The organism is Sebaldella termitidis ATCC 33386, assembly GCF_000024405.1.
GTDB lineage: Bacteria > Fusobacteriota > Fusobacteriia > Fusobacteriales > Leptotrichiaceae > Sebaldella > Sebaldella termitidis.
In genome coordinates this window covers 1,698,183-1,714,010 of the sequence record NC_013517.1, presented here as the reverse complement: position 1 = coordinate 1,714,010, position 15,828 = coordinate 1,698,183, and the positions used below count along the sequence as shown (strand labels likewise).

Annotated in this window: 18 protein-coding genes; 6 read left to right on the top strand and 12 right to left on the bottom strand. The window is 32.9% G+C overall.

All coding sequences use genetic code 11. The annotated features are described in order from the left end of the window. Positions 1-17: 17 nt before the first annotated feature. The 8 genes from thyA to STERM_RS07870 form a co-directional block, all read right to left on the bottom strand. Positions 18-887, bottom strand: a complete 870-nt coding sequence (gene thyA, locus STERM_RS07905; RefSeq protein WP_012861064.1) for a thymidylate synthase — start codon at positions 885-887, stop codon at positions 18-20. Position 888: 1 nt separating this feature from the next. Next, a complete protein-coding gene (locus STERM_RS07900; protein ID WP_012861063.1) occupies positions 889-1,140 on the bottom strand; it encodes a hypothetical protein in 252 nt (83 codons plus the stop codon). Between the two features lie 55 nt (positions 1,141-1,195). Further along, positions 1,196-2,614 (bottom strand): [FeFe] hydrogenase H-cluster radical SAM maturase HydG, encoded by a 1,419-nt coding sequence (hydG, locus tag STERM_RS07895; RefSeq protein WP_012861062.1) that lies wholly within the window; start codon positions 2,612-2,614, stop codon positions 1,196-1,198. A gap of 17 nt (positions 2,615-2,631) precedes the next feature. Continuing rightward, positions 2,632-3,132 (bottom strand): lytic transglycosylase domain-containing protein, encoded by a 501-nt coding sequence (locus STERM_RS07890; RefSeq protein WP_012861061.1) that lies wholly within the window; start codon positions 3,130-3,132, stop codon positions 2,632-2,634. After that, positions 3,129-3,590, bottom strand: a complete 462-nt coding sequence (locus STERM_RS07885; RefSeq protein ID WP_012861060.1) for a tRNA (cytidine(34)-2'-O)-methyltransferase — start codon at positions 3,588-3,590, stop codon at positions 3,129-3,131. Before STERM_RS07885 ends, STERM_RS07890 begins: the two co-directional genes overlap by 4 nt. Continuing rightward, a complete protein-coding gene (gene ruvC / locus STERM_RS07880; protein WP_012861059.1) occupies positions 3,587-4,165 on the bottom strand; it encodes a crossover junction endodeoxyribonuclease RuvC in 579 nt (192 codons plus the stop codon). The genes STERM_RS07885 and ruvC overlap by 4 nt, the downstream gene beginning before the upstream one ends. A gap of 81 nt (positions 4,166-4,246) precedes the next feature. After that, positions 4,247-4,513, bottom strand: coding sequence for a GIY-YIG nuclease family protein (locus STERM_RS07875; RefSeq protein ID WP_012861058.1), 267 nt, complete (start codon positions 4,511-4,513; stop codon positions 4,247-4,249). 17 nt (positions 4,514-4,530) lie between these two features. Beyond that, positions 4,531-5,334 carry a GNAT family N-acetyltransferase gene (locus tag STERM_RS07870; RefSeq protein WP_012861057.1) on the bottom strand — a complete coding sequence of 268 codons (804 nt, stop codon included), beginning with the start codon at positions 5,332-5,334 and terminating at the stop codon, positions 4,531-4,533. A 360-nt stretch (positions 5,335-5,694) separates the two neighbouring features. Between STERM_RS07870 and STERM_RS07865 the strand changes: the two genes are divergently transcribed. From STERM_RS07865 to STERM_RS07840, 6 genes are all read left to right on the top strand, one after another. After that, a complete protein-coding gene (locus STERM_RS07865; RefSeq protein WP_012861056.1) occupies positions 5,695-8,322 on the top strand; it encodes a calcium-translocating P-type ATPase, PMCA-type in 2,628 nt (875 codons plus the stop codon). 395 nt (positions 8,323-8,717) lie between these two features. After that, on the top strand, positions 8,718-9,278 hold the full coding sequence (locus tag STERM_RS07860) for a TerD family protein (protein ID WP_012861055.1): 561 nt from the start codon (positions 8,718-8,720) through the stop codon (positions 9,276-9,278). A 37-nt stretch (positions 9,279-9,315) separates the two neighbouring features. Further along, positions 9,316-10,890 carry a YceG family protein gene (locus STERM_RS07855; RefSeq protein WP_012861054.1) on the top strand — a complete coding sequence of 525 codons (1,575 nt, stop codon included), beginning with the start codon at positions 9,316-9,318 and terminating at the stop codon, positions 10,888-10,890. Between the two features lie 48 nt (positions 10,891-10,938). Continuing rightward, positions 10,939-12,093 (top strand): toxic anion resistance protein, encoded by a 1,155-nt coding sequence (locus STERM_RS07850; RefSeq protein ID WP_012861053.1) that lies wholly within the window; start codon positions 10,939-10,941, stop codon positions 12,091-12,093. Between the two features lie 107 nt (positions 12,094-12,200). Beyond that, positions 12,201-12,431, top strand: a complete 231-nt coding sequence (locus STERM_RS07845) for a helix-turn-helix domain-containing protein (protein ID WP_012861052.1) — start codon at positions 12,201-12,203, stop codon at positions 12,429-12,431. Positions 12,432-12,542: 111 nt separating this feature from the next. Continuing rightward, entirely contained in the window at positions 12,543-12,782 is a 240-nt protein-coding gene (locus STERM_RS07840) for a hypothetical protein (protein WP_012861051.1), read from the top strand. 28 nt (positions 12,783-12,810) lie between these two features. On the opposite strand, the gene STERM_RS07835 is transcribed toward STERM_RS07840, so the two are convergent. The 4 genes from STERM_RS07835 to STERM_RS21200 form a co-directional block, all read right to left on the bottom strand. Further along, positions 12,811-13,332: a DUF2247 family protein gene (locus STERM_RS07835; protein WP_012861050.1), complete on the bottom strand. Its 522-nt coding sequence runs from the start codon at positions 13,330-13,332 to the stop codon at positions 12,811-12,813. Then, positions 13,329-14,093, bottom strand: a complete 765-nt coding sequence (locus STERM_RS07830; protein WP_012861049.1) for an ATP-grasp domain-containing protein — start codon at positions 14,091-14,093, stop codon at positions 13,329-13,331. Before STERM_RS07830 ends, STERM_RS07835 begins: the two co-directional genes overlap by 4 nt. A 228-nt stretch (positions 14,094-14,321) precedes the next feature. After that, a complete protein-coding gene (cas6, locus tag STERM_RS07825) occupies positions 14,322-15,050 on the bottom strand; it encodes a CRISPR-associated endoribonuclease Cas6 (protein WP_012861048.1) in 729 nt (242 codons plus the stop codon). Between the two features lie 340 nt (positions 15,051-15,390). Next, complete coding sequence (locus STERM_RS21200; protein WP_012861047.1) at positions 15,391-15,744, bottom strand: hypothetical protein; 354 nt, start codon at positions 15,742-15,744, stop codon at positions 15,391-15,393. Between the last annotated feature and the right edge of the window lie 84 nt (positions 15,745-15,828).

Sequence of the window (15,828 nt, the reverse complement as noted above, 5' to 3'; positions counted from 1 at the left end):
CCACCTCTTCTATTATTTTATACTGCCACTTCAAATTTTATCAGCGGATGGCTCACGTAATCCACCAGCTTTACATCATCAAATGTAAGCTCATCAAACGGCTTATCCGCTATCTCTATCTTAGACAGCTTCAGCGGCTCTCTTTTCAGCTGTTCCTTAAGCCCCTCTATATGATTTTCATATATATGTGCATCAATTATAGTATGGGCGAATTCTCCCGGTTCATATCCGCACTCTTTTGCTATCATCATTGTAAGAAGAGAATAACATGCAAGATTAAACGGTATTCCCAGAGCTATATCCCCGCTTCTCTGTGTCAGATGACAGTTCAGCTTATTCCCAAGTACATTAAACGCAAATGTATAATGGCACGGCGGAAGCTTGCTTATAGCGGCATTTCCCGGGTTCCATGCAAGAACTATCAGTCTTCTGCCGTTTTTATGATTAGGATTTGTCTTCATCTCTTTAAGAGTATCTATCACATATCCAATCTGATCAAAAACAAGCTGTCCGTTTGACTCTCTTGTTACCCACTTGCTGCTCTCGTCTGCGAATACTTCACCGTCAAGATGTGTTTCAGGTACGGGATATCTTCTCCAGAATCTTCCGTATGCTGTTTCCAGCCTTCCTTCCTCATCTGCCCATGCATCCCATATTTTAGTATCTTTTCTCAAATTTTTTATATGCTCTTCACCGCTTAAATACCAGAAAAGTTCTTTCAGCATTGAATTAAAATACATTTTTTTTGTAGTAAGGAGAGGATAACCCTCACTTAAATCCACTCTGTAAAAATATGCAAAATTAGAAATAGTATCTACCCCGGTTCTGTTTTCCTTTTTTATCCCGTTTTCCAACACATACTTAACCATATCCAAATACTGTTTCATCTCATCTCTCCTCTAATATTTTTTCATTTTTAAAAACTTCACTGACAAGTCTTATGTTTTCCTGAGAAACCCCCTCCTGAAATACAGTAATTTCATCATTTTCAAAAATAATACTGCTTTGAAGAAACTGTGTTTTACCTACACTGAAAATATATGAATTTCTATGCACAGTTCTTTTTGTCAGAGTAATCTTGCCTGTATTGTTTTCCATTATTTTTTCTATTAACGGCTTATATTTCCCGTAATCCTTCATAGCCTCCTCTTTCTGATCCTGCCTTCGCCTGCTTGGTATATCTCAGTACAAAACATTAAAAATACAGGTCTCTTTCACCATTCTTGATTTTTTCGAGTTTTTCTATTACGTCTTTCTTTACTCTCTCATCAAGCGGTGCAGTTTTTATCTCCTGTTTTATAAGGTTATAGCCTGTTTCCTTGGTTTCCTCTTCTGCATAATCTTCCAGATATTCCGCCAGTGTAAGATAAGCATTAGGTGAACAGAAATTATGAATAAATCCGGGTTTTGAAAATTCCATAAAATGCTCTCCGGTTCTCCCGAGTCTGTAGCACGCTGTACAAAACGACGGCACAAATCCGTTTTCCATCAGATCCTGCATTACTTCCAGAAGTGATCTGCTGTCTCCTATTGTAAACTGTTCCTTTGCAAGATCCTGTTCTTTCTCGTTTTTTGTATATCCCTGAAGCTCTATCTGGGTTCCGGCATCTATTTGTGAGACTCCCAGATCCATACACTCTTTTCTCATCTTGGCACTTTCTCTTGCAGTAAGAATTAATCCTGTGTACGGCACTGCCAGTCTTAATATTGCTATTATTCTTTTTAATTCGTCATCCTTTACTGTGTAGTCCTCATGTCTTACTATTCCTGTGGCTTCTGTAAGTCTCGGGAAAGAAATTGTATGAGGTCCTACCCCGTAATTCTCTTCTAGATGAAGCACATGGCTCATCAATCCCAAAACCTCAAATTTCCAGTTATAAAGCCCGAAAAGAGCTCCGATTCCCACATCGTCAATCCCGGCCTTCATTGCTCTGTCAAGACCGAAAAGTCTCCATTTGAAGTTAGCCTTTTCACCTTGCGGGTGGACATGGCTGTATGTAGGCTCATGGTATGTTTCCTGAAATATCTGATATGTTCCTATTCCTGAATCTTTTATTTTTTTAAAGTCTTCTACAGACATAGGCGCCGCATTTATATTAACTCTTCTTATTTCACCGTGTTCACCTTTTACCGAATAGGTCTTTTCTACTGTTTTAGCGATATATTCCGCAGTATAATCAGGATGCGTACCGTAAACAAGTATAAGTCTTTTATGACCCTGATCTATTAGTGTATTTACTTCTCCGTCAATCTGATCCAAATCAAGGGTAAGCCTGTCTATTTCAGTATTTGTAGCCTTAAAACCACAGTATGTACAAAGATTCATACATTTATTTCCCAGATACAGCGGAGCAAATAAAACCACCCTGTGTCCGTAAACTCTTTCTTTTATTTCTTTAGCTGTTTCGAAAATTCTCTCAATTCTTTCTTTCTGTGGTGAGTTTAGGAGTACCGCCACTTCTTCAAGTGAAAGTGTATCTTTTCCTTTTTCGGCTTTTTCCATTACTTTGTTAAACTCTTCATCACTTGGTATATTTTCAGCTGATATGAGTTTTTCTATCAAATCCGTATTAACAAAACTCTGCTCCAAAACTTCGTCTTTCCATGTTTCCATTTTTTACAACACCTCTTTTATATTTTGTACTTTAGTCTGAACTTATATATCGGATATACAAAATTCAGCTTCTGCACATATTTAGTAGTTTCCTCTATCTGCCTCCACTTTTCGTTTTTTAATCTTCCAATTCCTGCATTATACGCTATCCATGCTTTCTCCACATTTCCGTCTGTTTTTTGCAGTAAATAATTAAAATATGCTGTTCCCAGCATTATATTATCTCTAGGGTCATGAAGATCATAACTTTTTATCTTTTCTCTTTTAGCTATCCACTCTGCTGTAGAAGGAAGCAGCTGCATAAGTCCCTGAGCATCTTTATGTGATTTCGCACTGCTGTTAAAGCCGCTTTCAGCTTTTATAATAGCATAAATCAGTGCCTCGTCTATGTCATATTTTTCACTTGCTTCTTTTACATATTCCTCGTATTTTATCGGGAAAAGTGTATTCATCAGATAATATGCACCACCTGTAAGTGCTGCAATGAATAAAAGAAAAAAAATAAATTTTCGCATCATATATCCCTCATTCTAAATTCATTCTGCCTGAGTGCTTCATACAATATAATTGCTGCTGAATTAGACAGGTTCAGTGACCTTCCTTTTGGCAGCATCGGTATTGTAATGCAGTTTTCCTTATTTTCCAGAAGAATCTCTTCCGGCACCCCTCTTGATTCAGGACCAAACACAATATAGTCATCTTCTCTATAAACAGGATCAGTATATTTCTGTCTGGTCTTTGTCGTGGCAAAATAAAATTTCGCATTTTTGTTACTTTCCATTAACTCTGTAAGACTGTCCCATACGGTAAGCTTCACATCTTTCCAGTAATCCAGCCCAGCCCGTCTTATCTGTTTCTCATCAAGCGAAAAGCCGAGCGGCTTTATCAGATGCAGTCCGGTTCCGGTCAGTACACATGTCCGTGCTATATTCCCCGTATTATAGGGGATTTCCGGATTCAATAATACTATGTTCATTTTTTCAGCCCCATTAACTTTTTATATTCTGAAACACTAATTTTATTACCTTCAAGCTTTCCAAGCTTTTTCGATAAATTATCTCCTCTGCTGAAGCTTCCAAATCCGGCTTTGGAGTTTATATGAGTAATAGCAATGGCCAAAGCATCGGCAGCATCATCAGGCTTTGGTATTTCGTCCATTCCCAGAATAACTTTTACCATTTCCTGTATCTGCTTTTTATCAGCTCTTCCATAACCTGCTATTCCCATCTTTACCTGTAATGGTGTGTAACTATACAAATCCAGACAGTTTTTCTGTCCGCAAAGAGTTATTACCCCTCGTGCCTGCCCGACTTTTATTACCGTTTTCTGATTTTTAAAAAAGAAAAGCTCTTCTATGGCCATATCCTGGGGTTTCCAGATTTTTATAATTCCGTCCAGCCCGTCATATATTTTTTCCAGCCTTACAGGCATATCCTCATCTTTATCTGTATAAACACAGCCGTAATCCAGTATCCTGTATTTACTTTTCACATATTCGATTACCGAGTAGCCTACTATTGCTGTTCCGGGATCGACACCTAGTACTATCATCTCTCTCCTTTAATTTGTATATCTACTTATTAAATAAATTGTATCATAAATACACTATTTTTTCAATTTAAAAACCGCATGTTATTTTATCTGTACAGCAGGTAATACTTTACCTGAAATCAATTTTTCCTTTTGCTTTCTTGTTAATCGTTTTATGGCATATTCCCTTTTCATTGCTTCTGACTTATCTTCATACTCTTCAAAGTATACCATCTCTACCGGAAGCCTGTTTCTGGTATACTTGGCACCTTTTCCGGCATTATGTGCCAAAAGGCGTTTTTCAAGATCATTGGTATATCCGGTATAATAGGTTCCGTCAGAACACTTTACTATATACGCATAATGCATTTTTTCTCCTTAATTTTTTACAAAAAATCCCTGTTTTCATAAACATCTATATCACATACATCAGTAAATCCCATTTTTCTGTAAATTCCCGCTCCGTCAGACGACGCCTGTAAAATACAATATTTTGTATTATTTTTCTTTGCTTCACCCATCAAATGGGCAAACATAGCAGAACCAAATCCCTTTTTTCTGCAGTCTTCTTTTACAGCAACATCATAAATTCCGGTACTTTCCTCTGTTACATAAACAGTTCCGCAGGAAACAGGAGTTCCGTCAAAATACCCCACAAAAAATGTCATTTCAGTATCTGTATATATCTTTTTTTGCCCAAGAATATCATACTGCCTCTTTACATAATGTGCTTCTTCTGTTTCTCCGAATATAGAAGCTATTACCTTGGAAAAATCTTCCATTTGTTTACCGGAAGAAACCTTTTCAATTGTAAAGCCTTCATATTTAAGATCTTTTTCCTTAATTTTACAGGTATCAATATACATGCCTTTTTCTATTTCAGAAAGACCAAAACCGCTCTCTTCCATTCTTTCTTTGGAAGCACAATTGTCATTCCATAGCCAGACTGCAGCGGGAAATGACTTCTTATTAAAATACTCTGTTATTTCCTGAAAAACTTCTACTTTTTCCAAAGAATTCTTATTTTTTAATACACATATATTAAATGTATCAGAGGGAAGCATTGAATCCACTCTCATGAAATCACTGTTTTCACTTATTTTTATCTCACTGTTGTATTTTGAAAAATATGAAATTTTTGATATAAAATTCTTTTGTATAATTTCGGAAATTTTATTGTTAGTTTCCATTTATCTACCTCTTTATCTAATATTTATTTTCTTAAGTGAATCCTATCATAATTTTTTTATTATTTCAATTTTTTTAACTTAACACTGTCACTCTAAACTGAAGCTTTCTTATATGTACTGCCATATCCCAAAGCTTCAGACATGTTATTTTTCACTCTTATTATTTCTGTTATCTGCATGCTCCTATCTGATTTCAATACTTCACAGGATAAAAAATAAAGGAGAGTATAACGGCACATAAAAAGCAAACAGGTCAGCATACTGGTTTTTTCTTGCTTTCACCAAGAATTTCCATATTGCTAATTCAAAAGAATTATAGTATAATTAATGATTATATTTAATAAAAAAGGAGCATGGAAAATGGACTTTAATTTTAACGGGCTTAATGAAGAAGAGGTAACCAGAAGCCGCGAACTGAACGGAAATAACGAAATCATCGAACAAAAATCTGAAACATTTTTGAAAAAATTCCTTGGAAATTTTAATGACCCAATGATTAAGATACTTAGTGTCTGCTGCATCTTATTATTGGTTCTCTCACTTTTTGGAATTATCAAAATGATCGAACCTGTAAGTATCGCGATGGCAATATTTGTCGCCACTATTGTTTCCACGCTTAATGAATATTCTTCGGGCAAAAAATTCAGATCATTACAGGAAGAAGCAAATAAAATTCTGGTAAAAGTGTATAGAAATAATAATGTCAAGGAGATTCTTATTGATGAAATCGTAGTCGGAGACTATGTACTGCTGAATTCCGGAGATAAAATCCCCGCAGACGGTATTGTGGTTTACGGACATTTTAAAGTCGATAACTCGGTTCTAAACGGTGAATCTGACGAAAATCCCAAACAGCCTGTTACTGACGATACTGTGCTTGACGATAAAATAGACTTTACTCACCCCAATAAAACTTACAGAGGCGCTGTAGTAAGCCATGGTGAGGGTGTAATAAAAATTGAAAAAGTCGGTATGCAGACTGTCAACGGTATTATGATGCAGAACATGAATATTGAGGATACTCCATCTCCTTTGCAGATAAAGCTTTCAGATCTTGCAGCAAAAATTTCAAAAATCGGATATATGGGTGCAATACTTATTGGTATACTGAATTTTCTTTATACTTCACTTCATCTGAATGATCCGTCAGTATTTTTTACAGCTGCCAATTCTCTTGAAATAGCAAAAACTGCTCTTAATTCACTGATTTATGCAGTAATTATTATAGTTATGGCAGTACCTGAGGGACTTCCTCTTATGATCGCCATAGTTCTTTCGCAGAATATGCAGAAAATGCTTAAGGACAACGTCTTGGTGAGAAAACTCGTAGGTATAGAAACAGCAGGTTCATTAAATATCCTGTTTTCAGATAAAACCGGAACAATCACAAAAGGACGTCTTGAGGTTATCCTTTTTCAAAACGGAAGCTTTGATTCATATAAAGAGTATGCAGAAATACCTGATGAGCTGAGAAAGCTTGTAAATACTGCTATTTCCAAAAATACTTCCTCAATGATAGCTGAAAACGGAGCTATTATCGGAGGAAACAGCACTGAAAGATCTATACTGGGATTTATTGACAGAAATGAAATTGATGATAATATTGAAGTAAAAACCAAACAGGTTTTTAACAGTACTAATAAATACTCTGCCTCAGAACTCGACAGTAATCTCAACCTTACTTTCTATAAAGGGGCACCGGAAAGACTTCTTGAAAAATGCACTACATATTATGATAATGATGGAAATAAACAGGCTTTTACAAAAAAACCGGATATTACAAAAGTAATTGACGACCTCGCTAAAAAGTCAATCAGGGTTCTTGCCCTTACTGTAAGTGATAAAAAGCTTACCGAAGATGTTGTCCCGGAAGAAATGACTTTTCTCGGAATTCTGGGAATAAGGGATGATATCAGACCGGAGGCTGTAAAAGCCATTGAAGAAGTTATGACAGCAGGAATTCAGGTTATTATGATAACCGGGGACAGAAAAGAAACAGCTATGGCAATAGCCAAAGACAGCGGGCTTCTTACCTCTGACAAAGAGGTTGTTCTTACTTCAGATGAGCTTCAGACAATGTCTGATGAAGAAATCAAAAAAGTACTTCCTGATGTAAGGGTAATAGCAAGAGCACTTCCAATGGATAAATTCCGCCTTGTGGGACTGGCTCAGGAGCTGGGACTTGTAGCAGGAATGACAGGAGACGGTGTTAACGATGCACCTGCACTGAAAAGATCCGATATCGGATTTGCAATGGGAAGCGGTACCGAAATAGCAAAAGAAGTCGGGGATATTATAATTCTTGATGATAATTTTCAATCTATTGAAAAAGCAGTATTATATGGAAGAACCATTTATAACAATATAAAAAAATTCCTGAAATTTCAGCTGAACATTAATATTTCAGCTGTGCTGATATCAGTTATTGCACCATTTACAGGAGTTCAGAATCCGCTTACGATTCTTCAGATTTTATGGATCAATATGATTATGGATACTCTGGCAGCTTTAGCTCTCGGAGGAGAACCAGCACTTTCCGAGTATATGAAAGAACGTCCGAAAAGCAGATCAGAAAAAATTGTTTCTAAAAGTATGAGTACGGCTATTTTCTGGACAGGTATCTGGACCACTATTATCAGTATATTGTTTTTAAAACTGGATATATTCAGGAATTTGTTCGCTGATGAAATTCATCATCTAACAGCTTACTTTTGTTTATTTGTATTCAGCGGACTTTTTAACGGATTTAATGTAAGAAGTGACAAAATCAATGTTTTCAGCAATCTCAGCCTAAATCCGAATTTTCTGAAGGTATTTGCCCTGATTTTTATTATCCAAATTGTTTTAGTATATATAGGCGGGGAAATATTCAGGACTGTTCCGCTTTCAGTTTCTGAATGGCTTGTTATTTTTGGATTATCAGTTCTTATAATCCCTGTGGATATGATAAGAAAACTTATCTTTCCTGCAAAAACCTACAATAAATAATATTATTACAGAGAAAAACTATAAATTTTAAAATAAAAAACGGCTGTGGGATTTTCAAAATATATTTGAATTCTTACAGCCTGTTTTATTCTCTTTGTATATTTTTTATTTTAAATAATCCGCTGCAATTGTTTTTAGAAATAAATTGATTAAAATAATCTCTAAAATCTGGTATAATAATAAAGATTTTATAATAAATGAATTTTTTAAAATACTAAAACAGGACAGTTTTAACATAAAAATTTAATTTTATACATAAGCAATATTATTAAAAATTGTTTTTACAGGATTTTTTCTGTATTTCCTGTTAAGTATATGTTATAGTAAATTAGTGTGTGGCAGCTTATCTGCTTTTAGCCAAAACTAAACGCATCACCACACTAGGAGGAGTGATTATGGCAATTTCATTAACAAAAGGTCAGAAAACAAATTTGACAAAAGAAAATCCCAATCTGAAAAAAATAATTGCAAGCCTTGGCTGGGATGACGAGAGCATAGATTTTGATCTTGATATTTCTGCATTTTTATTAAATGCAGAGGAAAAAGTAACACAGGATGTGGATTTTATCTTCTACAATAACATGGAATCCGAGACAAAAGCGGTAATTCATACAGGAAGCAGCAGAACAGAAGAGGGACATAATGAAACTATAATGGTTGATTTTTCCAAAATACCTTCTGACATAGAAAAAATACCTATTATTGTTACTATACATGAAGCCGGTGAAAGACAGCAGAATTTCGGACAGATTTCCACTGCGTTTATCCGAATAATAAACGAGGATGACAACGAGGAAATTTTAAGATATGACCTTGCTGAAGATTTCAGCATAGAAACTGCTATCATTATTGCCGAACTCTATAAGTCAAGCGGCGAATGGAAATTCCGGGCTGTAGGAAGCGGTTTCCGGGACGGACTTAATGCCCTGTGCAGAAATTTCGGAGTAAATGTATAAATTTAAATACTAAAGAAAAGGGAAAGAGGTAGATAAATTGAAACGAATTCATCTTTCTAATTTAATAGAATCAAATGATATTTTTCAGGATATTTTCAAAAAGCAATCTGACAGGACTGCAAAAACTGATAATTATTATGTTTATTTTGCCGGTATTACAGGAATAAACGACATGCGTATTTACTGTGATTTTTTAGCTAATATCAAAGATAAAACATCAAAATATAATTCGCAGTATCTTCTTTTTAAGGAAAAAATTCCGTTTTCTGCTGTTCCTGACAGGGTTAACGATATTCTGGCTTTAATTAATGATATTAATTTTGAAGAAATACAAAACAGTTCTTTGAAGATTGTTGATAATGAAGAATTAAATACAAGATTAAAAAATGCACTTTCTGTCATATATGAACTGGCTAAAAAAAATAATCTTTTGAAAACACCGAGTATCGAAATAAATTTTGTGGTAAAAATGATTGTCTGGATTCAGGATAATCTGAAAGATATTGTCTGGAAGCTTGAAGATAATCCGAAAGTTTTTTACTTTGGAAAAATAAAAGAACATGAGGCATTATTTCTTTTTCTTCTGCTGGCTGTCGGTTTTGATGTAGTTTATCTGAATCCCGCAGAAGATCCTTTTGAAAAATATACTTTTAAAATTCCTATACAAAAATTTGTATACGATATTCAAAATTCTAATATTAATGCTACTTTTGACTTTTTTGCAAATCAGGGGAAAGTCGTAAATAAAATTACTTCGCCTACAAAAATAGCCAGTGAAGAACTCAAGGAAAGTTTTTTTACACCTGAATCAGGAATATTCAAGCCCTTTCAGTTTGTGAAGGGAAATACACTTCCGCTTTTAATTAACGGTACTATTGAGGATCTGGAGGTCTACTTTCACCAGCCTGCAAAGGTAAGACCTGGATTTCATATACAAAATGAAAATACAGTAGTTATTCCTAATTTTTTCTTTAAAATAAACGGTGTAAATCTTGATCGTGTAAAATATTTTTCTTTGATTAATGATCTTAGAAAAAGCAAAAATACTCTTTTTGCCGGTACTGTAAATATTGCTCCTATTTCCATTGAAAAATCACGTATACTTTCTCTGGATTCTGCAATAGATAAAAATAAGAAAATCATAAAAGAAGAACTGCGTTTAAATCCATTATACAGAATTAAAAACATCAGATTTGAACTGGAAGAATTCATATTGTCTAAAATAGAGGAAACTATAAATACTCCTATTTTCAAATTTAAACTTGAAAATAATAATATACTCCACTTTATTGCTTCTGTAATTTTTATGGATTCAAAGGTATTAAGCTCTCTGGAAACTTTTGATTTTACCCAGAATATACCTAAAATAGTTATTTATACAAGTCATCTTGAGGATATGAATGTCGAATCTGCATTTTTATTTGCATTTCTGAACAGAGTGGGATTTGACATAGTTATTTTTAACACAGCAGGAGGCGGAAGTATAGAAAATTATATTGACGATCATTATTTTAACACAATATTTTTAGAAGAATTCGTAAGAAATCTGCCGTTAAAATCTGAATCAGAGCTTAAAGAGCCTTCTATTATCAAAAAAATATTTAATATTTAAAAAAATAAAAACAGCTTTACTGCTATGTTTTTAATAAAGGAGATAAATATGATTAATTTTGAAAAGAAATTCGAGTTATCTTTACCAGACGAGGACAGCCCTCAGGAAGAAAAAGTTTTGCTTGTTATGCCGGAAGAAATTAAGGAATATTCAAATGATTTTAAGCTTAAACTGCGGGATGATCCGGAAGTGCAGGCCCTGACTTCAGAAATTGTAGTTAATGATCTGAATACTATTTTATTCTTCGGCGATTCTGCTTCAAAAGGGATTTCCAATGTTTCAGACAGCCTTTTATTGCAGATGAAGGAAGTGAAAGCTGAGGAGAGCGGGGAGCTTATTGTCAAGCTTACCAGAGTAATGGACAAATTTGATCCGAAGGAATTTGAAAAATTCAATACTTATAAGGAACAGGGAGTTGTCAGTAAGCTTTTTAATAAAGCCAAAGACACTATTGACAAATTATTTACCAAATATGAAGATCTTGGAACAGAAGTGGATAAAATCTATGTTGTTTTAAAAAAATATGAGGCTGAGACAAGACAAAGCAATATGAATCTCGAGCAAATGGCAAAAGCTAATGTGGAAACTTATGAAACACTTGAAAAATACATTGTAGCTGGTGAGCTGGCAAAAGAAGAAGTGGACAAATATATTGCCGAATATGAAGTAAAGGCCCAAAATCCCGATGATCAAAAAGCTGCACTGATTTATCAGTCACTTCTTCAGGCAAGGGATATGCTGGATCAGAGAATATACGATCTTAGAATTTCTGAAAATGTGGCAATGCAGACTATACCTATGATACAGATGATACAGCTTGGTAACTACAACCTGATAAGAAAAATTAACTCGGCTTTTCTTATTACGCTGCCTATCTTCAAGCAATGTCTTACACAGGCCATTATGCTGAAAAGACAGGAGCTGCAGGCCAGATCAATGCAGGTTTTGGATGATAAAACAAATGAACTGCTTATCAGAAATGCGAATTCTGTTTCAAAAAATGCTGCTACTCTGGCAAAAATGGCAGGAACGAGTTCTATAAAGATAGAAACTATCGAGGAAACTTGGAGAACTATTACTAATGGTATTAGTGAGACTAAGAAGATTCAGGAAACTAATAAGAACGACAGAGAGAAGAATACTATTAAGCTTGAGGAATTTAAAAAACAGGTTACAGGGAGTAAATATTCTCCTAAAAAATAAATATGCCGCCGGAATGGGCGGTTTTTTTTAGCTTCACTATTATTATTGATTATATTTTTATAAAATGTTAAAATATTTAAAATTAATTTATATCAAGGGGGAGATATATGATAAAATCAAGACTTAATATTCTTATGGCTGAAAGAGGAATCAGGAGTATTGCTGAGCTTGAAAGACAGCTTATAATTAGTAATTTAAGTGTTTCGAGACCTGTTTTACATAAAATATATTATAATAACAATACTAATAAAACTTACATTGAAACTATTTTAAAATTATTAGACTTTTTTAATTGCAGTATTGAAGAATTAATAATTTATACTTCTCCAAAGAAGTGATTACTATAATCAACAGAAATAAGCATATCTTTACAAATATATATTTACATTTTTCTAATATATGTTACAATATTATTATAAAATATTTTAATTTTAGGGGGATGTAAATTTATGAAAACAAAAATTGAGAGTTTCATTTTTAATTTTTTGGAAGAAATGCCTGAAGTTATTTCTCAGGAAGAAAAATCACTTGTCATGCTTGATAAATTGGCTGAGGATTTTCCAGATTTAAGCGGAAGAATTGCAGAAATTTCTGATTCTTTCATTCATTTGAATTCTATACTTAGAAATCAGTTTTTTGGATGGGGAATTTTATTTGGAAAAACATGGCAAAATTATGAAACGGATTGACAAAAACAGGGCGTAAAACCCTGTTTTTTTAGAATTTAATATTCATCTCTTTTTTCCATTTAATTTTCTCAGTTTCCAGATACTTTTCCCAATTATTATAAATACGCTTTATATTCAACTCTCTTGAACCAAGATCTGGTTCATTATTAGAAGCATATCGTACAAATTTTGATATAATTTCTGGATAACCAAAGTCTGCATAAATACATTCTACTGCTTCAAGAGGCTCTAAAAATGTACTCTGATTTTTATAAACCCATTTTAAAACTGCATATAAATATTTTTCTTTAGCATGTTTTTCATCATATTTATTTTCTTCTTCAACTAATTCATCAATAAGTGGATAAATTGACTCATTTCCATGTAGAAAAGCCATATCTAAAACTCTTTGAGAAGAATTTTCTTCTTTTTCTATAATATTATAACTATGTTCAACAGCAGCTTTAAAATCTAAAAATCCTTCATGTATTCCAAATAAAATATCACCCCAAGTTATTGGAAATAAATTGTAAATATAACTGTAAGAAAGTAAAATATTCAATGAATTCATTTTTTCCCTTTCAATATCTTATTTAAAGTTACAAAACATTTTTTGACTTCCTGCCCGCTGAGCTCAGACCATCTAAGCATTAGCCATGCAACATACTTATCCACTGCCAGTCCATAATTTTGAACTGAATAAGCATCATTTACCTCAACTAAATACAGCTTACTTTCAAATAGTCCTACATCCAATGTATAAGCTACCGGAGCTGATACATAAGTTTCAGCCATTTCCAGAACAATAGAATAATCTATTTCCCCCACTGCATAACCACGATATTTACAAATTGCCAATGGTTTTTTATTGTATATATAACATCTAAATTCACTTTCAAATTTCATATATTCAGAAATCCATATTTTAGTTTTTTTATCAAAATGTTTTAATCGTGCCAAATCCTGAAGATATTCAGCTATAAAAGCATCGAACTGTTTATCAATCACCGGCTTAATAAAATATCTCTGTTGTGAATTTTCATTCATAAAAATTTCTGCATTATTTATTGCTATTTTTTTTATCTTTCTTCCTAAATACTTTGTCAATTCTTCCGGATAATCAATATCCGGTGTTGAAATTCCAAGCTGTGCCAAGTATCCCCGAACCTCATTTACAAAACCTACTATCATATTTCCCTTAGATAAAGGTACCTGTGAAATATGTGTAAAAGTAGCAGTTGGAATTCCTAATATATCAAAACCTTCTTTGGCAAAAGCAATACTTTGTGTCGCAAATTCTCCATTTTCTCTGATTCTTAAATACGGTTTCATTTTTTAATTTATCCTTTCATTCATTACCTTACACTAATAGTTTATCTATACAAGAAAATAAAAGAAAAATTCAAGTATTAATTTCATTATTTTTTCTAAAAACTCAATATAATTTTTCTAAATTTCATATTCCTTAAAATTTTTCTCAAAAATATTAACTGAACCTGCTACAAACACATTATAATGTCTCGCCAAAATTTATTATTATCTTGCTTTGTTTAACTTTCTTTATACAATATCTACCATAGAAAATCCAAGACTTTTCTTACTGCCTGCGCCGCTCTGATAAATTTCATTAAGAATGTACTGCTCTCCCTCCATTTCAAAACTTCCTATGGAAGAAGCCATTTTTATCCCGTAAGAGGTTACAATTATTTTTTTCATATCTACCTTTCTAATAGATAAATTCTCCAAATCTTTTTCTATTTTTTCAGAAAATTTATCCTTTAGCTGATTATATAAATTTCTTTTCAGAAATTTTTCAAAATTCATATCATTGCAAGAATAATACCAATCTTTACCACTTTCAGGATGATGGTCACGAACTATGAGCGGTGACTGAGTACGGAAAACCACCTTATTTGAAACTATTTTTCTTTCCTTTTGTACGACTATTCTTGTTATTTTTATACTATTTAAATTTGAAAATCTTATTTCTTGATACAGATTTTTGACAAATGCATTATAAAAATCAATTCCTATCACATTGTCTGAAGTGGAAAAATTAATGATGATTCTTTTGTTCGGTATTTCTATTGTTTCTTTTTTCATAATAGGTTTTTGAAAGTAATTAGAGAATGTAAATTCTTTCTGTATGGGATCTCTCATATGGTAATACTTGTTGTAAACATCTTTATCGTAGTTTGTTAAACATCTTTTGAACATTGACACTATTTTTCTCCGGTAATCCAATGGTATTTCATTTTCTTTCAATTCACAATGTAATGATAATCTCAAGTTTTTCCTCCTTTACTGTACTTTTCTTTAATTTATAAAACTAATTAATTATAACCTATTTTTTTATTTTTTCAAATATTTTTTATTTTTTTCTTTCATTAATTAATAAATTTATTAAACAATAATATTTGTATATATTATTATATTAATAGCATATATTTTATATTTTTTTATTTTTTTATATTATAAAAATAAATGTAAGACTCTTTTTATTGCTTATACTAGAATGCAAATAAACCAAATAAAATTGAACATTTATCATCAACATTACGATTAAACCCACAAAAAAAGACACCCGTAAAAAGTGTCTCTGGCCTGTCAGAATAAACCTAAAAACAGCCTATTCCTGATTTCCTTTTCTTTCATTTTCTATCTTCTCAATTTCTTCTTTTAAACGAGCTAATTTCTCATCATCCATAGATTCAAAATTCATAGTTCCAAATTCATTTTCTGCAGCACCAGTTTCTTTATCAGCAGTTTTCAATTGTTCAACAATCTTTTTCCCCTGCTCTATAGTTATTTCACCCTTTTTAGCAAGTTCATCTATTATCTCTTTCCCCTGCTCAGCAGTAATTTTACCTACTTCCTGAAGTTCAGTAATACTTTCACTGATCTTTTCAGCTGTCATTGCCAGTGCACCGACACCTGCTAAGATAAGATTTTTAAAAATATCCTTTTCATTATTATCAGCCATGCAAAATTCCTCCTTTATTATCTCTGGTCTTAATGTCTATATTTTATCATATCCAGTCACCAATTACGAGAACAAAAATAATTT